The sequence below is a fragment of the Glycomyces sambucus genome (assembly GCF_900102815.1).
Classification (GTDB): domain Bacteria; phylum Actinomycetota; class Actinomycetes; order Mycobacteriales; family Micromonosporaceae; genus Glycomyces; species Glycomyces sambucus.
This window is the reverse complement of record NZ_FNGF01000004.1, coordinates 455,768-474,755: the sequence shown is the minus strand read 5'-3', so window position 1 is coordinate 474,755 and position 18,988 is coordinate 455,768. Positions and strand designations below refer to the sequence as shown.

The window sequence follows — 18,988 nt, the reverse complement described above, 5'->3', positions numbered from 1 at the left end:
AGTCCCCGGCGATCGCAGCGGTCTGCATCGACCAGCCGCTGCCGCAGCTGGACCGCCTCTTCGACTACCTGGTGCCCGAGGGCATGGACGTGCGGCCCGGGTGCCGGGTGCGGGTCCGGTTCGGGCGCAGGAAGGTCGCCGGGTTCGTCATCGCCGTCAAGCCCTCGACCGACTTCGCGGGCAAGCTCCTGTGGATCTCCGACCTCGTCTCCCCGCAGCCGGTGGTGACCGAGGAGATCGCGGTGCTGGCGCGTGCGGTGGCCGACCGGTACGCGGGGACGATGTCCGACGTGCTGCGCCTGGCGGTGCCGGAGCGGCGCGTGCGGGTCGAGGCCGAGGCCCCCGCCGAGGTGCTGCCGGTGGCGGCGCCCTCCTCGGATCACTGGAAGAGGTATATCGCGGGCGAGGCATTCTTGCGCGCGCTGCACGACACCAAGTCGCCGAGGGCCGTGTGGACCGCGGTGCCGGGGGAGGACTGGCCGGCCCGGTTCGCCGAGGCCGCCGCGGCGACGGCCGCCGCCGGGCGCGGCGCGGTGCTCGTCGTCCCCGACCAGACCGACCTCGACCGCCTCGACGCCGCCCTGGAGGCCGTGCTCGGCCCTGACCGGCACGTGGTCCTCTCGGCGCAGGCCGGGCCCACGAAGCGCTACAGGGCCTTCCTGAAGGCCGCGCGGGGCGACGTGAGGATCGTGGCCGGGACCCGCGCCGCCGCGTTCGCGCCCGTCCCGAACCTCGGCCTGGTCGCGATCTGGGACGACGGCGACGGCTCCCACGTCGACCGCCACGCGCCCTACCCGCACGCGCGCGAAGTCCTCCTCACCCGCGCGGGCCTCGCGAAGGCCGCCTGCCTCGTCGGCGCCCACGCCCGGACCCCGCAGGCGCAGCTGCTCGTGGAGACCCGCTGGGCGGTCTCGATGACCGCCCCGCGCGGCGAGATCCGCTCGGCCACGCCCCGCATCGTCCCGGTCGGCGACGAGTCCGACCTCGAACGCGACCCCTCCGGCGGCACCGCGCGCCTGCCGACCGTCGCCTGGGAGGCCGCCCGGGCGGCGCTCGCCAAGGACCGGCCCGTCCTCGTCCAGGTCCCGCGCCGCGGCTACGTGCCCGCCGTCTCCTGCCAGCGCTGCCGCACCCGCGCGGCCTGCCCGAACTGCTCGGGCCCGCTGCGGCTGCTGGGCCCGCGCCGCGACCCGGTGTGCGGGTGGTGCGGGACGGTCGCGCGCGACTTCCGCTGCGCCGAATGCGGATCGAACCGCGTGCGCGCGGTGGTGATCGGGGCCGAGCGGACGGTGGAGGAGCTGGCCCAGGCGTTCCCGGACACCCCGGTCGTGGAGTCGACGGGCGTCAACCGCCTCGAGTCGGCGCCCGCGGGTGCGGCCGTGGTGGTGGCGACCCCGGGCGTCGAACCGGCGGCGGCCGAGGGCTACGGCGCGGTGCTGCTGCTCGACACGTGGGCGCTGCTGACGCGCGCGGAGCTGACGGCGAGCGAGGAGGCGCTGCGGCGCTGGATGAACGCGGTGGCGCTGGCGCGGCCGGACGGGACCGCGGTCGTGGTCGCGGACGGCGGGCTCGCGGTGGTCCAGGCCCTCATGCGCTGGGACCCGGCCTGGTTCGCGGCGCGCGAACTGGAGGAGCGCACCGAGCTGGGCTTCCCGCCGGTGATGAAGTTCGCGGCCCTGACGGGCCCGAACGGCGAGCCGGAGAAGCTGGCGACCGACCTCCCGCACGACCTCGGGGCCGAGCCGATCGGCCCGATCCCGGTCGACGAGCACACCGAGCGCCTGCTCCTGCGCGTGCGCCGCCGCGACGGCGCCGCCCTCGCGGCGACCCTCGCCAAGGCCACGGCCGAACGCGCGAACGCGAAGGCCGACCCGGTCAGAGTCCAGATCGACCCGCGCGAGATCGCTTAGGCGCGTTCGCGTCTGGACTTGATCGCGGTCCAGAGGGCGCGGAGGCGGTCGCGGCCGTACCAGGCGGCGGCGACGGCGATGAGGACGAAGGGGATCGCGATGGGGAAGACCGTGGTGAAGCCGAGGACCACGACGAGCGCTTCGACGCCGATGAGCGAGATGACGCCCATGTAGCCGAGGACGGTCATGGTCTGGGCGCGCACGGCGAGGGCGAGGATCAGGGTGCGGAGGCGGTTCACGCGGTGCCGCTGACGCGTTCGAGGTAGGCGGCGATGGCGTCGCGGTTCCGCAGGACGCACTCGGCCTTGCGGGTCATGCGGTCGCGCTGCTCCTCGAGCTGGGCGAGCATCTCGGGGTCGGGCACGGGGAAGTAGATCTCCTCGGGGCTGCCGAGGCAGGGGAGGATCTGCTTGATGATCTTGACGGGGACGCCGGCGTCGAGGAGGCCGCGGATCTGGCGGACGCGGTCGACGATGGCCTCGGGGAAGTCCCGGTAGCCGTTGGGGGAGCGCTCGGCGGTGATGAGGCCGTGCTGCTCGTAGTAGCGCAGCATCCGGGCGGGGGCGCCGGTGCGCTCCGCCAGCTCGCCGATCCTCATATGGCCCGCCTCACTCCGACTGGACTCTGACATTAGTGTCAAGGTTAGACGCTTTTCCACATGAGTCAAACGACCCTCTCCCCGTCAGGGGCGCCGCCGCGGGAGCGGCTGCCCGTCTCCGGGCTCCTCGCGCTGTCGACCGCGGTGTTCATCACCGTCATCACCGAGTCGCTGCCCGCCGGGCTCCTGCCGGGGATGCGCGCGAGCCTGGGGGTGGGCGAGGCCGCGATGGGCCAGGCGGTCACCGTGTACGCGATCGGCACGGCCCTGACGGTGATCCCGCTGTCCGCGCTCACCGCCGGGTGGGGCCGGCGCCCGGTGCTGCTGCTGGCGATGGCCGGGTTCGTCGCGGCGAACACCGTCACCGCCGTCTCCACGGACTACCTGCTGACGATGGGCGCGCGCTTCGTGGCGGGCATGGCCGCGGGCCTGTCGTGGGCGCTCATGGTCGGGTACGCGCGGCGCCTGGCCCCGAAGGGCATGGAGGGCAGGGCCATCGCGATCGTCATGGCGGGCATCCCGTTGGCGCTGGCGCTCGGGGTGCCGGCGGGGACGTTCATCGGCGGGTTCCTGGGCTGGCGGGAGTCGTTCGGCGTCATGTCGGCGCTGGCGGTGCTGTCGATCGTGTGGATCACGCTGGCGGTCCCGGACTTCCCGGGCCAGCGGTCGGGGCAGCGCACGCCGGTGGCGCGCGCGGTGGCGATTCCGGGGGTCGCGGCGGTCCTGGCGGTGATCGCGGCCTACGTGGTCGCGTTCAACGTCCTGTACACGTACATCGCGGCGTTCCTGGAGCGGTTCGGGATGGGCGGCGCGGTCGACCGGGTGCTGCTGGTGTTCGGGGTCGCGTCGATCGCGAGCATCTGGATCACCGGCGCGCAGATCGACCGGAGGCTGCGGCGGCTCACGATCGGGGCCGCGGTCCTCACCGCGGCGGCCGCGACGCTCCTGGCGGTCGCCGCGGAGTCCCCGGTGCTCGTCTACGTCGCCGTGGCGCTGTGGGGCCTGGGGCACGGCGGGGTGCCGACGCTGCTCCAGACCGCGGCCGGGCAGGCGGGCGCGAAGGCCGCCGACACCGTGCAGGCGGTGGTCGTGACCCTGTGGAACGCGGCGACGGCCGCGGGCGGGGCCCTGGGCGGGCTCCTGCTGGTGCAGTTCGGGCCGCTGTCGCTGGCGTGGACCGTGGCGGTCCTCGGCGTCCCGGTGCTGCTGGTGGCGCTCGGGGCGCGCCGTCACGCGTTCCCGTCGGCGAGCGGGTCGCCGAGCAGTCCGGCGAGTTCGGCGCTGCCGTAGGTCCCGATCGCCTCGTGCAGGCGAAGCCCTGGAGGGCGCGCGTGCGCGAGGCGGCTGCGGACGAACGCCTCCCCGAGATCGTCGCCGCACTCGCGGTAGGCGTCGAGCGCCGTTCGAGGAGGTCGGCCGCGGTACCGGGGTCGCGGCTCCGGACCTCGACGGGGGCGAGGCCCGCGAGGGCCGCGCCGAGGTTCTGGGTCCAGCCGCGGTCGGTGGCGGGGCCGCCGGCCCGTCTAGGACGCGGCGACGGCCCGCGCGAGGTCCCGGACCAGCGGCAGGTCCACCTTCGCGGGCGTGGAGAACCGCAGGCACCCCTTGCCCGTGTCGTGCCCGGCGAGGCGGTCGGCGAACGCCTCCTTGAGGTCGTCGCGCAGGAGGTACACCGACAGGTGCCGCTTCTGGGACGCGTAGGCGACCTCGGTGCCATCGCCGCGCCGGAAGCACGGCATCCCGTAGGCCATGGCCTCGGTGAACCCGGTCAGCTCCCCGCGCAGGACCTCCCGGATCGCGGCCACCGCCGCCCGGCGGTCCTCCGGGAGGCCGGCCAGGTACTCGTCCACGGTCGCGGCGTCGCTCTGCACCATGCGCCGAATGTATCCCCCGCCCGCCGCGATCCGGTGAGTTCCGGCGCGCCGCCTCGTCTCAACTGGTGCAATCGGCGTGAGCCACCAGTTCGGAAGGACCCGACCATGCAGAAGATCGTCACCAACATCTGGTACACCGACGGGGCCGCCCAGGCGGCCGCCGAGTTCTACACCTCCCTGTTCGACGACGGCAGGATCACCGGGAGCATCCCGTTCGTCGAGGACGCGCACGGCGAGCCCGGGACGGCCATGGTCGTCAACTTCGAGCTCGCCGGGCAGCAGTTCACCGGCATCAACGGCGACGACTCCGCCAAGCACGACCACGCCATGTCGCTCCTGGTCAACTGCGAGGGCCAGGACGAGATCGACCGCCTGTGGGACGCGTTCCTCGCCAACGGCGGCAAGGAGATCGAATGCGGCTGGATCGCCGACAAGTGGGGCGTCAACTGGCAGGTGTGGTCCACCGAGGCCGAGCGGTACGTCGGCGGGCCCGACCGGGCCGGCGCCGAGCGCGCCGTCAAGGCCATGTACGCCATGAAGAAGATCGACCTCCAGGGCCTCAAGGACGCCTACGAGGGCGCGTAGCGGCGCGGCCCGGTCCCCCGCGCGGGGGACCGCCCCCGCCCCCGCGAGGGAGGCGGGGCCCGCGCGCGCCCGGCAGGCTGGAGCCGTGAACGTCCGCTGGCACAATGGCCCCATGCGCCTCCTCGCCCCGCTCCGGTCCGGGGCCACCTACCGCGGCTGGGTGTGGCTCATCCTCGGCGGCGCCCTCATGATGCCGTTCATGCTGGTCGGCGCCATCGTCTACAACTGGTTCCACCCCGAGGCCGGCTTCGAGGGCGCCCTGCACCCGGCCGTGTTCGCCGCCGTCATCCCGCTCACCGCCGCGGTCTCGCTGCTCCTGCCCGACCGCGAGGTCGAGCGCACCGCCGCCCGCCGCCTCCTCGGCGCCGAGTTCGCCTCGCCCGCCGACGACGGCACCTGGAACTCGCGCTGGCGCACCGGCTGCTGGTTCACCCTCCACGCGGTCGTCGGCGGCGCGCTCAGCGGCGTCACGCTCGGGCTCGTGCCCTTCTGCGCCTACCTCCTCATCCAGGGCGCCCGCGCCGTGCTCGACATGGCGCCCACCGGCGCCTACGTCGGGTGGCTCCCCGACTGGGGCCTGCTCACCGGGCCGGGCCTGCTCCTGGCCCTGGTCTACCTCGTCGCCGCCGCGGCCGCCGGGATGCGGGCGCTCGCGCCGGGCCTGCTGGGGCAGGGCGCGGCCGACCGGCTCGCCGCCTCGCGCGCCGAGACCGCCCGACTGGCCGCCCGCAACCGCATCGCCCGCGAGCTGCACGACTCGGTCGGCCACGCGCTCTCGGTGGTCGTGGTCCAGTCCGAGGCTGCCTCCCGGCTCATCGAGGCCGACCCCGTGTTCGCCGCCCGCGCCATGGCCGCCGTCGGCGAGACCGCCCGCGGCGCCCTCGCCGAACTCGACGCCGTCATCGGGGCCCTCCGCGAGGACCGCGACGACGCGCGCGGCCCCCAGAAGGACCTCGCCGACCTCGCCTCCCTCGCCGCCGAGTCCGGCGTCGAGGTCGACCTGCGCGTCACCGGCGACCTCGCCTCGGTCGGCCGCCTGACCTCCCGCGAGGCGTACCGGATCGTCCAGGAGGCGCTCACGAACGTGCTGCGCCACGCCGACGAGCCGCGCGCGAGCGTCCTGGTCGACGCGGGGGAGGAGGTGGCCGTGGCCGTCGCGAGCCCCGCCGCCCGCCGGCCCCGCCCGCGCCCGGGCGGGAGGGGCCTCATCGGGATCGCCGAGCGCGCCGCCGTCCTCGGCGGCACCGCCGAGGCCGACTGGACCGCGCCGACCGCCGCCGCCCCCGGGACCTGGACCGTCCGCGTCGCACTGCCGAAAGGGACCGCATGACCGCGCCGCTGCGCATCGCGCTCGTCGACGACGAAGCGCTCATCCGCTCCGGGTTCGCCGCCGTCATCGGCGCCGAACCGGACCTCGACGTCGTCGCCGAGGGCGCCGACGGGATCGACGCGCTCGCCATCGCCCGCTCCGGGAAGGCCGACGTCATGCTCATGGACGTGCGCATGCCGAAGGTCGACGGCATCGAGGCCACCGCGCGCATCACCGCCGAACTCGCGGCCCCGCCGAAGATCCTTGTCGTCACCACCTTCGACAACGACGACTACGTGTGGGAGGCGCTGCGCGCGGGCGCCGACGGGTTCCTGCTCAAGCGCACCCGCCTCGAAGACCTCCTCGCCGCGGTGCGCCTGGTCGCGCGCACCGACGCGCTCCTGTTCCCCGAGGCGGTCCGCCGCCTCGCCGCCAAGGCCCCGGTCCGCAGCGCCCCCAAGGGCATCGGCGACCTCAGCGACCGCGAGCGCGAAGTGCTCACCCTCGCCGCCCGGGGCCTGTCCAACGCCGAGATCGCCGCCGAGCTGTACCTGGGCCGCGAGACCGTCAAGACCCACCTGAGCGCCGTCTACGCCAAGCTCGGCGTCCGCGACCGCACCCAGGCCGTCATCGCCGCCTACGAAGGCGGCCTGGTCTAAAGACGGCAGGTCCAAGGACGCTTCCACGACCCGGGGCCTCCCGCCCCGGGCTTCTTCGTGCTATGGTTCGTTAGTCAAGTAATGAACCTCTGAACCAATCAACCAATCCACACGTTAGGAGGCGAGATGTTCGATGACGGCACACCGATCTACCGGCAGATCGCCGACCAGATCAAGGCCGAGATTCTGAACGGATCGCTCGAACCGGGAGGCAAGGTCATGTCCACCAACCAGTACGCCGCGTTCTACCAGATCAACCCGGCCACCGCCCAGAAGGCGTTCCGCGAGCTCGTCGACGAGGGCGTCCTCTACAAGCAGCGCGGCGTCGGCATGTTCGTCGCCGACGACGCCCGCGACCGCCTCGCCGCCGACTTCCGCGAGCGCTTCTTCGAACGCGTCCTGGCCCCCCTGGTCCGCGAGGCCCGCCAGGCCGGCATCCCCCTGACCGACATCATCGACTACCTCAGAGACCAGGAAGGCGCCCTCAAATGAGCTTCTCCGTCAACCTCCGCAACGTCACCCTGAAGTACGGGGCCGAGGACGCGCTCGCCGACGTGGACCTCGACCTTGAAGCCGGCAAGATCTACGGACTCCTCGGCCGCAACGGCGCCGGCAAGACCAGCCTGCTCAGCCTCATCGCCGCCTTCCGCCGCCCCACCGCCGGCGACGTCCTCGTCGGCGGCGAACCGGTCTGGGAGAACGCCCCGGTCGTCTCCCGCGTCGCCCTCATCCGCGAAGGCGGCGACTTCGACGACACCGAGTCCGTCAAGGCCACCATCGAGACCGGCCAGATCCGGCCCTCCTTCGACATGGCGTACGCCCTCAAGCTCGCCGACCAGTTCGAGGTGCCGCTCAAGAAGCGCGTCAGCGCCCTCTCCCGCGGCAAGCGCTCGGTCCTCGCCGCGATCTGCGGCCTCGCCGCCCGCGCCGAGCTCACCATGTTCGACGAGGTCCACCTCGGCATGGACGCCCCCACCCGGGACGCGTTCTACAAGGAGCTCCTGGCCGAGTACATGGACCGCCCGCACACCGTCGTCCTCTCCACCCACCTCATCGACGAGGTCGCCAACTACCTCGAAGAGGTGGTCATCGTCGACCGCGGCCGCATCCTGCGCCACGCCGACATCGAGGCGTTCCAGGGCATGGGCGCCACCCTCACCGGCCCGGCCGACGCCGTCGACGCCCTCGGCCTCGCCGCCCTCGCCGAGCAGCGCCTGGGCGGCACCAAGAGCATCACCGTCGCCGACGCGCTCGACGCCGGCACCCGGCAGCGGGCCGCCGCCGCCGGGATCGAGGTCGGCCCGGTCGGCCTCCAGGACCTCTTCATCCACCTGACCGACCCGAACCGAACCGGAGCCTGACCATGTCCGCCCCCGCCAACCTGCGACTCCCGACCCGCCGCTACGCGCTCGGCGCCGGCTTCGCGCTCGAAGGGCTCAAGTACTTCCGGTACTGGCTCATCGCGGCCGTGATCCTGTCGGTCGCCCTGCCCCTGTTCATCGCCCAGTTCAACGACATCCGGCTCTCGGCCTGGTTCTACGCCGCGAACGTCGGCAAGTGGTTCACCGCGTTCGTCGGCGGCGGCTTCGTGTACTCGCTGGTGCCCAACATGATCGCCGCGGGCCTGACCCGCCGCGAACTCGCCGTCTCCATGGGCGTCTTCGGCCTCCTGTGGTCGGCGCTCCTCGGCGCGATCGCCTTCGCCGGGCTCGTGGCCGAGCGCTACCTCTACGGCGCCCTCGACTGGTCCCACGGCATCGACGCCCACGACGTCATCGCCCCCATCGGCTCCCTCGGCGACACGGTCGCGCTCGGCGCGTCCTACCCGCTGCTGTACCTGGTGTACTTCGCGGCCGGCACCGTCATCGGCGCCGCGTCCTACCGCTGGGAGGCGTCGGGCTGGCTGCTGCTGGTGCCGATCGTCCCGATCGTGTTCAGCCTCGACAACGGCCTGTTCGACACCGAGCCGGTCGGCCCCGGCTGGGCCGGGTTCCTGGGCCTGTTCATGGACGGGTGGGACCGCCGGCTCATCGTCGCCGCGATCGTCCTGGCCACCGCCGGCCTCGCGGCCGCCGCGTACCGCCTCCTCATCGACGTGCCGCTCCGATCGAAGCAGGCGTGATGGCCGCCCTCGACGACACCGCCGCCGCCGCGACCGCGCGGCTCGCGCGCCGCCGCTACCGCCTCGGCCTGTCCCTCTTCTTCGGATCCGCGCGCTGGCTGCGCTGGATCGTGCTCGCCTGGGTCGTGGCGACCCCGCTCCTGTCGGTGCTCTTCCACGACGCGGTCGAGACGGGCCTGTGGTCGATCACCGCCACGGTCTTCCAGTGGTTCGTCGCCAGCGTCGCGGGCATGTGGTTCTACCAGAACCTGCCCGGGACGGTCGCCCGCGGCGTCACCCGCCGCGAGATCACCACCGCCTACATGATCTTCGGCCTCCTCGCCTCGGTCGCGACCGCCGCGGTCGTCACCGCCGGGGCCCTCGCCGAGCACGCCCTGCTCGCCGCGTTCGCCGAGCCGGTCGACACGTGGGCCGGGACGCTGGCGGGCGGCGCCCGCTACCTGCTCATCACGCCGATCTACTTCCTCTCCGGCGCGCTCATCGGCGCCTCGGCGATCCGCTTCGGCGGCAGCCACTGGTTCACGATCGTCGTCGTCGCGGCCGCCTCCGGCCACTACGCGGGCGTCCTCGCCCTGGAGTTCCGGTTCTTCGGCTCCGGCGGCGACCTCGCCCTGTGGCTGGGCGTGTGCCTCGCCGTGATCGCGGTCCTCGCGGCCGGGACCGCCGCCGTCCTCCGCTCCCTCCCCGTCAGGAGCCGGACATGACCGCGACCCTCGCACGCCGCCCGCTCCGGCTCGCCGCCGCCTTCTCCGCGCGGGCCGCGAAGACCTGGGGCCTGTGGACCCTCATCGCGTTCGCCGCCGCCGCGGCGGGATCGGCGCTCCTGCGCGCCGCCACCGGCGGCGGCGGGGAGCTCGCGACCTTCGTCCTCATGTCGGTGCCGCTCATGGCCGCGGGCCTGGGCTGGAGCCACACCCAGCAGCTCTACCCGCGGATGGTCGCCGTCGGCGTCACCCGCCGGGAGTTCCTGGGCGCCTCCGCACTGCACGGCGCGGCCGCCGTCCTCGCCACCGCCGCGTTCACCCAGCTCGGCCTGCTCTACATCGACCTCACCGCCGCGCCCGATGAGGCGGTCTTCTACGGCGGCACCGTCGCCGAGTCCTTCGCCCGGCCCGCCCTCTACCTCGCCTGCGGGGCCGCCGCCGGCGCCGTCATGGCCCGCTTCACCAGCCGCACCGCTGGAGCCGTGGCCGCCGCGTTCGTCTTCGCCGCCGTGATCTTCCGGGAGGTCGCCGTCTGGGGCGCGCTCGGCCTCGCCGGGGAGGTCCCGCAGAAGGACGGCGTCATGCTCTCCCTGCCCATCGAGGGCTTCTCCCTGGTCCCCGTGGACGCCGCCGGCGCCGTGCTCTTCGCGGCCCTCGCCTGGGCGCTCCTGCGCCGCGCCCCGATGCGGCCGAGGACGGGCTGAGCCGTGGGCCTCCTCCTCGCCGACGTCCCGTTCCCGATGCTCGTGGTCGCCGCGTGCATCGCGGCGGGCGTCGTCGCGGGCCTCCTGCTCACCACCGGCCCCCCGCCGCAGCCGCCCGGGCCGAGACGCGCCACACGGCCCGCCGACCCCGCACCGCGCAGCGCAGGCGAATGGGACACTGGTGAACGGCCAGTACACGCACCGGAAGGTCAGCACATTGTCGATCCAGCCCATCCGCATCTTCGGCGACCCGGTCCTGCGCACCGCGGCCGAGGACGTCGACACCTTTGACAAGGAACTGCGGAACCTCGTGAAGGACCTGCTCGACACCATGCGCGACGAAGGCGGCGCCGGCCTCGCCGCACCGCAGCTGGGCGTCAGCAAGCGCGTCTTCTCGTTCGACGTCGACGACGTCGTCGGGCACATCGTCAACCCCGTCCTGGAGTTCCCCGACGAGGAGGAGCAGGACGGACCCGAGGGCTGCCTGTCCCTGCCCGGCCTGTACTTCGACACCGTGCGCCGCCAGAACGTCGTCGCCAAGGGCTTCAACGAGTACGGCGACCCCCTCCAGATCGTCGGCACCGGCCTCATGGCCCGCTGCCTCCAGCACGAGACCGACCACCTCGACGGCATCATCTTCATCGACCGCCTCGACTCGGAGCGCCGCAAGGCCGCGCTCACCGAGATCCAGTCCCAGGACTGGTACAACGAGGAGGTCAAAGTCAAAGTCACCCCCCACGACTCCAAGGGTGTGTTCTTCAAGCGATGAGGATCGTCTTCGCCGGGACCCCGGAGGTCGCGCTGCCGACCCTCGCGGCCCTCCACGCGTCCGACCACGAGGTCGCGGCCGTCCTGACCCGCCCCGACGCGCCCACCGGGCGCGGACGCAGGCTCCACCGCTCGCCCGTCGCCGCCTGGGCCGACGAGCACGGCGTCGAGGTCCTCACCCCGGCCAAGCCGCGCGAGCCCGAGTTCCTCGACCGCCTGCGCGCCATCGCACCCGACCTCGTCCCCGTCGTCGCCTACGGCGCCCTCGTGCCCCCCGCCGCCCTCGACATCCCGCGCCTGGGCTGGATCAACCTCCACTTCTCGCTCCTGCCCGCGTGGCGCGGCGCCGCCCCCGTCCAGTACGCCGTCCTCAACGGCGACACCATGACCGGCGCCTGCGTCTTCCAGCTCGAACCGGGCCTCGACACCGGCCCCGTCTACGGCCGCCTCACCGAGCCCGTCGGCCCCCGCGACACCGCCGGGGACCTCCTCGACCGCCTCGCCGTCGCCGGCGCCCGCCTCACCCTCGACGTCGTCAACGGCCTCGACGTCGGCGCCCTCACCGGCGCCCCCCAACCCGAGGACGGGATCTCCTACGCCCCCAAGGTCACCGTCGACGACGCCCGCGTCCGCTGGACCGACCCCGCCTTCGCCGTCGACCGGCGCGTCCGCGCCGTCACCCCCGCCCCCGGCGCCTGGACCGACCTCGACGGCCAGCGCCTGCGCCTGGGCCCGGTCACCCCCGACCCCGACGCGCCCCGCCTCGCCCCCGGCGAGGTCGCCGTGGGCAAGAAGGCCGTCCACGTCGGCACCGCCACCGAGGCGGTCCGGCTCGGCCAGGTCCAACCCGCGGGCAAGAAGCCCATGGACGCCGCATCGTGGGGCCGCGGCCTCCAGACCGCACCGAGGTTCGCATGAGCGACAGCAGGCCCCGCAACGACCGCCGGCGCCGCCGCGACGACGACGAGGCCCCGCGCCCCACCGTCAACCCGCGCCGCATCGCCTTCGACGCGATCCGCGCCGTCACCGCCGACAACGCGTACGCCAACATCGTGCTGCCGCGCATGATCAACGAGACCGGGCACACCGGCCGCGACGCCGGGCTCATCACCGAGCTCACCTACGGCACCCTCCGCAGCCTCGGCACCCTCGAAGCGATCCTCGCCGCCGCCTCCGGGCGCGACGTGCGCGAACTCCAGCAGGACCTCCTCGACGCCCTCTGCCTGGGCGCCTACCAGCTCCTGTACATGCGCATCCCCGCGCACGCGGCCGTCGCCACCACCGTCAGCCTCGTCAAGGCCGCCGTCAGCCCCCGCGTCTCCGGGCTCGCCAACGCCGTCCTGCGCAAGGTCGCCGCCAAGGACCTCGACCAGTGGTGCGAGGAGCTCGCCACCGGCGACCGCCTCCACGACCTCTCGCTGCGCCACGCCCACCCCGAGTGGATCGCCCGCGAGTTCGAGGCCGTCCTGGGGCCGGACGAGCTCGCGCCCGCGCTCGCGGCCGACAACGCCGCCCCGCCGGTCCACCTGTGCGCCAAGCCCGGCCGCATCACCAAGGGCGACCTCTCCCGCGAGACCCGCGGGGGCCTGCACGGGCAGTACTCGCCGTACGCGGTGTACCTGCCCGGCGGCGACCCCGGCCGCGTCAAGTCCGTCGCCACCGGCCTCGCGCACGTCCAGGACGAGGGCAGCCAGCTCGTCGCCGTCGCCCTCGCCGAGGCGCCCCTGGAGGGCCCCGACGCCGCCTGGATCGACCTGTGCGCCGGCCCCGGCGGCAAGACCGGACTCCTGGGCGCGCTCGCCGCCCAGCGCGGCGCGCACCTCGACGCCGTCGAGGTCCAGCCGCACCGCGCCGAACTGGTCGCCAAGGCCGCCAGGGGACTCCCGGTCAACGTCCACACCGGCGACGGGCGCCTGTTCGGCGAGCCGGGCACCGCCGACCGCGTCCTGGTCGACGCGCCCTGCTCGGGGCTGGGCGCGCTGCGCCGCCGCCCGGAGGCGCGCTGGCGCAAGCAAAGGTCGGATCTGGACGCGCTGGTGCCGCTCCAGCGCGAGCTGCTCGCGGCAGGACTCCGGTTGGCGCGCAAGGGAGGCCTGGTCGCGTACGTGACGTGCTCGCCGGTCCTCGACGAGACCTCGGAGGCCGTGGAATCGGTGCTCAAGGCCGGGGGAGCGGAGCTGGTGCGTCCCGACTGGCTCCTCGACCGGGTGCCCGATTCGTCGCGCGGCGACAGTGCCGGAGGGGCTTATGTGCAGCTGTGGCCGCACCGCCACGGCACCGACGCGATGTTCATGGCGCTCCTGCGCAAGACCGGCAACCGCTAACACCACTGTTCGAAGGCCGTGGGGGCGGAGCCCTGCCCTTTTGCCGGGTGATGCCGCTTAAGTGCCCGAATTGGAAGCGCTACCATACATTGACATAAGTGAATGTACTCCGGGCTACCGGCACCTAGACCCCAAGGAGCACCAGATGAAACGACGGCAGCGCCTCGCCGCGATCGTCGCCGCAACGGCCACCGCCGTGGCCGCCGCGCTCAGCGCGGGCCTCCTCCTCAGCCCCAACGCGGGCGCGCAGGACGTCTCCGCGCAGGCGCAAGCACTGTGGACGAACCCCAACACGGCGGCGGCCCGCTGGGTCGCCCAGAATCCCGGCGACTCGCGCGCCAACATGATCCGCGACCGGATCGCCGAGACCCCCGCGGGCACCTGGTTCACCCAGACCAACCCGACCGGCGGCATCGCGGCCCAGGTCTCGGCCGTCGTCGACGGCGCCGCCGCCGCGGGAGCGGCCCCGATCATGGTCGTCTACAACATCCCCAACCGCGACTGCGGCGGCGCCTCCGGCGGCGGCGCGTCCAGCCACGAGGTCTACCGCGGCTGGATCGACCAGATCGCGGCCCAGATCGACGGCCCCGCGTACATCATCCTCGAACCCGACGTGATCGCGCACGACTGCTACAACTCGACCGAGCGGGCCCAGATCAACGCCTCGCTCTCCTACGCGGCCCAGAAGCTGAACGCCGCCGACCCCGCGGCCAAGGTCTACATCGACGCCGGGAACTCGGCCTGGCTCACCCCCAGCGTCGCCGGCTCCCGCCTCCAGGCCGCCGGCATCCAGAACGCCGACGGCTTCTCGCTCAACGTCTCCAACTACCGCACCACCGAGGAGGCCACCTCCTGGGCCAACCAGGTCCGCGGCATCGTCGGTTCCGGCAAGACCGCCGTGATCGACACCAGCCGCAACGGCAACGGCCCGCTGAACCCGCCGAACCCCAACGACTGGTGCGACCCGCCCGGGCGCGCGATCGGCAAGTTCCCGACCACCGCGACCGGCGTCGCCGGCATCGACGCGTACCTGTGGGTCAAGCTCCCCGGCGAGGCCGACGGCTGCGCCGGCGCGGCGGGCCAGTTCATCCCCGACCTCGCCTACCAGCTCGCCAACAACGCCGGCTCCGGCTGGCCCGGCGACGTCGAGCCGACCGACCCGGTCACCTCCGACGACCCGACCTCGGACGACCCGACCACCGGCGGCCCCTCAGGGGACTGCACGGTCCACATCGACACCGTGTCCTCGTGGAACAACGGCTGGCAGGGCAAGGTCTCGATGACCGCCGACTCCGCCGTCAACGGGTGGACGGTCTCCTGGACCTGGCCGGGCTCGCAGTCCGTCCAGTCGAGCTGGAACACGCAGCTCACGACCTCGGGATCGACGGTCACGGCCCGGGACGTCGGCTGGAACGCCGCCGTCGGGGCGGGCCAGACGAAGGAGCTGTTCGGCTTCGTCGCCTCCGGCCCCGCGGCCGACTTCGACGTGCCGTGCTAGCGGAAAACTGACCTGAGCCACAGAAGGCACCAGGTGTCCGGCCTGCGTCGCGGTTTCGCGACCTACACTGTCCGTGTGGCACAGTTCCAAGCGGCGCAGGCCGACACCGTCATCGCACCGAGCCTCCTGGCGGCGGACTTCGCCCGCCTCGCCGAGGCGGCCGACGCGGTCGAGGGCGCGGTGGACTGGCTCCACGTGGACGTCATGGACAACCACTTCGTCCCCAACCTCACGCTCGGCCCACCGGTCGTCAAGTCCCTCAAGGCCGCCACCGCGATCCCGCTCGACTGCCACCTCATGATCGAGGACCCCGCCCGGTGGGCCCCGGGCTACGCCGAACTGGGCGCGTACAACGTCACCTTCCACGCCGAGGCCGCCGCCGACCCCGCCGCGCTCGCCAAGGACCTGCGCGCCGCGGGCGCCAAGGCCGGCCTCGCCATCGACCGCGACACCCCGGTCGAGGACTACCTGGACCTCCTCCCCGAGTTCGACACGCTCCTGATCATGACGATCAAGGCCGGGTTCGGCGGCCAGCAGTTCATCCCCGCGATGCTCGACAAGGTCCGCACCGCCCGCACCCACGCGCGCGCCGGCCACCTCGAGCTGCGGATCGAGGTCGACGGCGGCATCGCCGACGACACCATCGCGGCCGCCGCCGAGGCGGGAGCCGACGCGTTCGTCGCCGGCACCGCCGTCTACGGCGCTGACGATCCGGCCGATGCGGCCCGGCGCCTGCGCGCCCGCGCCGACGCGGCCCGATCACCCCATTGAGCCGCGCATGGCCCCCACCACCCCTGACCTGGTCCTCATCGCCGACGCCGACCCCGAGATAGCGGAGTTCCTCGCCGCGAGGCTGCGGGCCGACGGCTTCGACACCGCGCTCGCGCGCGACGGCTACCAAGCCCTCGCCGGGATCGCCCTGCGCCGCCCCGGCATCGTCCTGCTCGAAGCCGACCTGCCGTTCATCGACGGCCTCGCCCTCACCCGGCAGCTGCGCGCCGACCCCGCCACCGCGAGCCTGCCGATCATCCTGCTCGGCGCCCAGCCCTCCTCGGCCGACAAGATCGCCGGCCTCAAGGCCGGCGCCGACGACTACATCGCCAAGCCCTTCGACCCCGCCGAGGTCTCCGCGCGCATCGACTCCGCGATCCGCCGCCACCGCGAGGTCCGCGAGTCCTCGCCGCTCACCGGCATGCCCGGCAACGACCGCATCCTGCGCGAACTCCAGTCCTGGATCAAGCGCGGCGACCCGTTCGCCTTGTGCTACATCGACATCGACCAGTTCAAGGCCGTCAACGACGTCTACGGGTTCGTGCGCGGCGACGAGTTCATCCGCGCCCTCGCCGAATGCGTCTACGCCGCGGCCGGCGACGCCGGCGCCGCCCCGGTCTTCCTCGGTCACGTCGGCGGCGACGACTTCACCATCCTGTGCGTCCCCGAGCACGCCGAGGCCGTCACCGGCTTCCTCAACGACCACTTCGCCCGCCGCGTGCGCCAGCTCTGCGACCCCGCCGACGCCGAGCGCGGCTACATCGAGCACGCCGACCGCACCTCGCGGCGCATGACCCGCTCGCGCCTGCCCACGCTCTCGATCGGCGTCGCCCTCTCCACCCAGCGCCGCTTCAGCGACGCCTACGAGGCCGTCGCCGAGGCCACGGCCCTCAAGAGCGTCGCGAAGTCGCACTCGGGGAACTACGTCGCCTATCCCGAGGGCCGCGCGCCCGGGCGGACCGGACGCCGGCCCGTCTTCTGGACGAACGAGCATTGACCGACCGGGCGGCAAGTAGGGTGCGTCACAGTCCGCATCGCCGTGGAATATCCCCGTGGCACAATTCCTTGTAGCAAACGCGCGTCAGCGGGGTCGGTGAAATTCCGAGCCGGCGGTGAGCGGCCGAGAGGCCGCGAGTCCGCGACCCGTCCGCAACCAGCGGACGGTTGACCTGGTGAGAATCCAGGACCGACGGTCAAAGTCCGGATGGGAGCAGACGCAACGCGGGAGGCCACTGGTGGCCCCTGCGAGCATTTCTCCTGCCCCCGCCTGCGCGCCGCACAGCAACGCAGCAGGTAGGGAGTTCCAATCGTGTTCACGGGAATCGTCGAAGAACTCGGCGAAGTCGTCAAGGCCGGTGAAGCGTTCCTGGCCGTCCGCGGCCCGCTCGTCACCTCCGACGCCGGCCTCGGCGACTCGATCAGCGTCAACGGCGTCTGCCTCACGGTCGTCCAGGTCGACGGCGACGTGTTCACCGCCGACGTCATGGCGGAGACCTACCGCCGCACCGCGATCGGCGACCTGCGCGAAGGCGACCGGGTCAACCTCGAACGCGCCGCCACCCTCACCACCCGCCTCGGCGGGCACCTCGTGCAGGGCCACGTCGACGGCGTCGCCCACATCGTCAAGCGCACGCCCGCCGCCGAGTGGGAGGAAGTCACCTTCCGCCTCCCCGCCGGCCTGGCGAAGTACGTGGTCGAGAAGGGGTCCATCACCGTGGACGGCACCTCCCTCACCGTGGCCCACATCGACGGCGACGAGTTCACCGTCGGCCTCATCCCCACCACCCTGGACGCGACCACCCTGGGCCGCAAGCAGGTCGGCGACCCGGTCCACATCGAGACCGACGTCGTCGCCAAGCACGTCGAAAAGCTCTTGGAATCTGCCGGAGGCAACCGATGAACGACATCCACGTGGAGGACATCGTCCTCGACACCGTCGACGACGCCATCGCCGCGATCAAGGCCGGCCGGCCCGTCATCGTCGCCGACGACGAGGGACGCGAGAACGAGGGCGACATCATCTTCGCCGCCGAGGACGCGACCCCCGAACTCGTCGCGTTCACCATCCGCCACACCGGCGGCTACCTGTGCGTCCCCATGCCCGCCGACCGCGCCGACCTCCTCCAGCTGCCGCCCCAGGCCGCCGAGAACCAGGACCCGCGCGGCACCGCGTACACCGTCACCGTCGACGCCCGCCGCGGCATCGCCACCGGCATCTCCGCCGCCGACCGCGCGCACACCATCGGCGTGCTCGCGAACCCGGCCACCGCCGCGGGCGACCTCAGCCGCCCCGGCCACGTGGTCCCGCTGCGCGCCAAGGAGGGCGGCGTGCTCGTGCGCACCGGCCACACCGAGGCCGCCGTGGACCTCGCCCGCCTCGCGGGCAAGCAGCCCGTCGGCGTGCTCTCCGAGATGATGAACGACGACGGCACCATGATGCGCCTGCCCGAGCTCCGCGATTTCTGCGACGAGCACGGCCTCGCGCTCATCACCGTCGCCCAGCTCGTGGAGTGGCGCCAGCGCAACGAAGTGCACGTCAAGCGCCTCGCCGAGGCCCGCCTGCCGCTGGAGGCCGGCGAGTTCACCGCGGTCGGCTACCGGGCCGTGTTCGACGGCAACGAGCACGTCGCGCTCGTCAAGGGCGACATCGGCGACGGCGAGGACGTCCTCGTCCGGGTCCACTCCGAATGCCTCACCGGCGACGCCTTCGGCTCGCTGCGCTGCGACTGCGGTCCGCAGCTCCAGGCCGCCCTGCGCGCCGTCGAGGCCGAGGGCCGCGGCGTGGTCCTCTACATGCGCGGCCACGAGGGGCGCGGCATCGGCCTGGTCCACAAGCTCCAGGCCTACCAGCTCCAGGACCAGGGCCGCGACACCGTCGACGCGAACCTCGAACTGGGCCTGCCCGCCGACGCCCGCGACTGGGGCATCGGCGCGCAGATCCTCGCCGACCTGGGCATCAAGTCGATGCGGCTGCTGACCAACAACCCGGACAAGCGCGCCGGGATCGAGGGCCACGGCCTCAAGGTCGTCGACCGGGTGGCGCTGCCGACCTACGTCACGCCCGACAACATCGCCTACCTGACCACCAAGCGCGACCGCATGGGGCACCTCCTCGCGGACCTGCCCCGGCTCGCGCCCGTCACCGCAATGGAAGCCGCATAG

The 18,988-nt window shown here is 73.3% G+C and carries 21 protein-coding genes and 1 riboswitch; of the genes, 18 read left to right on the top strand and 3 right to left on the bottom strand.

The features are described from left to right. Nucleotides 1–26: 26 nt before the first annotated feature. Nucleotides 27–1,910, top strand: a complete 1,884-nt coding sequence (locus BLS99_RS14755; protein WP_176953378.1) for a primosomal protein N' family DNA-binding protein — start codon at nt 27–29, stop codon at nt 1,908–1,910. Here BLS99_RS14755 and BLS99_RS14750 read toward each other — a convergent pair. Together BLS99_RS14750 and BLS99_RS14745 are read right to left on the bottom strand one after the other, a co-directional pair. After that, nucleotides 1,907–2,149 (bottom strand): hypothetical protein, encoded by a 243-nt coding sequence (locus tag BLS99_RS14750; protein WP_091051034.1) that lies wholly within the window; start codon nt 2,147–2,149, stop codon nt 1,907–1,909. The genes BLS99_RS14755 and BLS99_RS14750 overlap by 4 nt on opposite strands. Beyond that, nucleotides 2,146–2,508, bottom strand: coding sequence for a MerR family transcriptional regulator (locus BLS99_RS14745; RefSeq protein ID WP_091051030.1), 363 nt, complete (start codon nt 2,506–2,508; stop codon nt 2,146–2,148). Before BLS99_RS14745 ends, BLS99_RS14750 begins: the two co-directional genes overlap by 4 nt. A gap of 60 nt (nt 2,509–2,568) precedes the next feature. On the opposite strand from BLS99_RS14745, the gene BLS99_RS14740 reads away from it, so the two are divergent. Continuing rightward, nucleotides 2,569–3,798 carry an MFS transporter gene (locus BLS99_RS14740; protein ID WP_091051027.1) on the top strand — a complete coding sequence of 410 codons (1,230 nt, stop codon included), beginning with the start codon at nt 2,569–2,571 and terminating at the stop codon, nt 3,796–3,798. Nucleotides 3,799–4,031: 233 nt separating this feature from the next. On the opposite strand, the gene BLS99_RS14735 is transcribed toward BLS99_RS14740, so the two are convergent. Next, entirely contained in the window at nt 4,032–4,382 is a 351-nt protein-coding gene (locus BLS99_RS14735; RefSeq protein ID WP_091051024.1) for an iron chaperone, read from the bottom strand. Between the two features lie 105 nt (nt 4,383–4,487). Here BLS99_RS14735 and BLS99_RS14730 point away from each other — a divergent pair, with 105 nt between their 5' ends. From BLS99_RS14730 to BLS99_RS14655, 16 genes are all read left to right on the top strand, one after another. Further along, nucleotides 4,488–4,967, top strand: coding sequence for a VOC family protein (locus tag BLS99_RS14730; protein WP_091051020.1), 480 nt, complete (start codon nt 4,488–4,490; stop codon nt 4,965–4,967). 112 nt (nt 4,968–5,079) lie between these two features. Then, nucleotides 5,080–6,297, top strand: coding sequence for a sensor histidine kinase (locus tag BLS99_RS14725; RefSeq protein WP_091051017.1), 1,218 nt, complete (start codon nt 5,080–5,082; stop codon nt 6,295–6,297). Continuing rightward, nucleotides 6,294–6,935: a response regulator gene (locus BLS99_RS14720; RefSeq protein ID WP_091051014.1), complete on the top strand. Its 642-nt coding sequence runs from the start codon at nt 6,294–6,296 to the stop codon at nt 6,933–6,935. Before BLS99_RS14725 ends, BLS99_RS14720 begins: the two co-directional genes overlap by 4 nt. A 126-nt stretch (nt 6,936–7,061) precedes the next feature. After that, on the top strand, nt 7,062–7,427 hold the full coding sequence (locus BLS99_RS14715; protein ID WP_091051011.1) for a GntR family transcriptional regulator: 366 nt from the start codon (nt 7,062–7,064) through the stop codon (nt 7,425–7,427). Then, nucleotides 7,424–8,296, top strand: coding sequence for an ATP-binding cassette domain-containing protein (locus BLS99_RS14710; RefSeq protein WP_091051006.1), 873 nt, complete (start codon nt 7,424–7,426; stop codon nt 8,294–8,296). Before BLS99_RS14715 ends, BLS99_RS14710 begins: the two co-directional genes overlap by 4 nt. 2 nt (nt 8,297–8,298) lie before the next feature. Beyond that, nucleotides 8,299–9,057, top strand: a complete 759-nt coding sequence (locus BLS99_RS14705) for a hypothetical protein (RefSeq protein ID WP_091051002.1) — start codon at nt 8,299–8,301, stop codon at nt 9,055–9,057. After that, nucleotides 9,057–9,761 carry a hypothetical protein gene (locus BLS99_RS14700; RefSeq protein ID WP_091050998.1) on the top strand — a complete coding sequence of 235 codons (705 nt, stop codon included), beginning with the start codon at nt 9,057–9,059 and terminating at the stop codon, nt 9,759–9,761. The genes BLS99_RS14705 and BLS99_RS14700 overlap by 1 nt, the downstream gene beginning before the upstream one ends. Then, on the top strand, nt 9,758–10,465 hold the full coding sequence (locus BLS99_RS14695) for a twin-arginine translocation signal domain-containing protein (protein ID WP_091050995.1): 708 nt from the start codon (nt 9,758–9,760) through the stop codon (nt 10,463–10,465). The genes BLS99_RS14700 and BLS99_RS14695 overlap by 4 nt, the downstream gene beginning before the upstream one ends. Before the next feature lie 217 nt (nt 10,466–10,682). Then, complete coding sequence (gene def, locus BLS99_RS14690; RefSeq protein WP_091050991.1) at nt 10,683–11,234, top strand: peptide deformylase; 552 nt, start codon at nt 10,683–10,685, stop codon at nt 11,232–11,234. Continuing rightward, a complete protein-coding gene (gene fmt / locus BLS99_RS14685; RefSeq protein ID WP_091050988.1) occupies nt 11,231–12,151 on the top strand; it encodes a methionyl-tRNA formyltransferase in 921 nt (306 codons plus the stop codon). The genes def and fmt overlap by 4 nt, the downstream gene beginning before the upstream one ends. After that, nucleotides 12,112–13,557 carry an RsmB/NOP family class I SAM-dependent RNA methyltransferase gene (locus tag BLS99_RS14680; protein WP_425432615.1) on the top strand — a complete coding sequence of 482 codons (1,446 nt, stop codon included), beginning with the start codon at nt 12,112–12,114 and terminating at the stop codon, nt 13,555–13,557. The genes fmt and BLS99_RS14680 overlap by 40 nt, the downstream gene beginning before the upstream one ends. A gap of 145 nt (nt 13,558–13,702) precedes the next feature. Then, nucleotides 13,703–15,055 carry a glycoside hydrolase family 6 protein gene (locus tag BLS99_RS14675; protein WP_091050981.1) on the top strand — a complete coding sequence of 451 codons (1,353 nt, stop codon included), beginning with the start codon at nt 13,703–13,705 and terminating at the stop codon, nt 15,053–15,055. Nucleotides 15,056–15,130: 75 nt separating this feature from the next. Further along, entirely contained in the window at nt 15,131–15,826 is a 696-nt protein-coding gene (rpe, locus tag BLS99_RS14670) for a ribulose-phosphate 3-epimerase (RefSeq protein WP_091050977.1), read from the top strand. A 7-nt stretch (nt 15,827–15,833) separates the two neighbouring features. Next, a complete protein-coding gene (locus BLS99_RS14665; RefSeq protein ID WP_091050973.1) occupies nt 15,834–16,823 on the top strand; it encodes a GGDEF domain-containing response regulator in 990 nt (329 codons plus the stop codon). A gap of 79 nt (nt 16,824–16,902) precedes the next feature. Beyond that, nucleotides 16,903–17,046, top strand: a riboswitch (FMN riboswitch). An 89-nt stretch (nt 17,047–17,135) separates the two neighbouring features. Beyond that, nucleotides 17,136–17,726: a riboflavin synthase gene (locus BLS99_RS14660; protein ID WP_091050971.1), complete on the top strand. Its 591-nt coding sequence runs from the start codon at nt 17,136–17,138 to the stop codon at nt 17,724–17,726. Next, nucleotides 17,723–18,988 (top strand): bifunctional 3,4-dihydroxy-2-butanone-4-phosphate synthase/GTP cyclohydrolase II, encoded by a 1,266-nt coding sequence (locus tag BLS99_RS14655; protein WP_091050967.1) that lies wholly within the window; start codon nt 17,723–17,725, stop codon nt 18,986–18,988. Before BLS99_RS14660 ends, BLS99_RS14655 begins: the two co-directional genes overlap by 4 nt.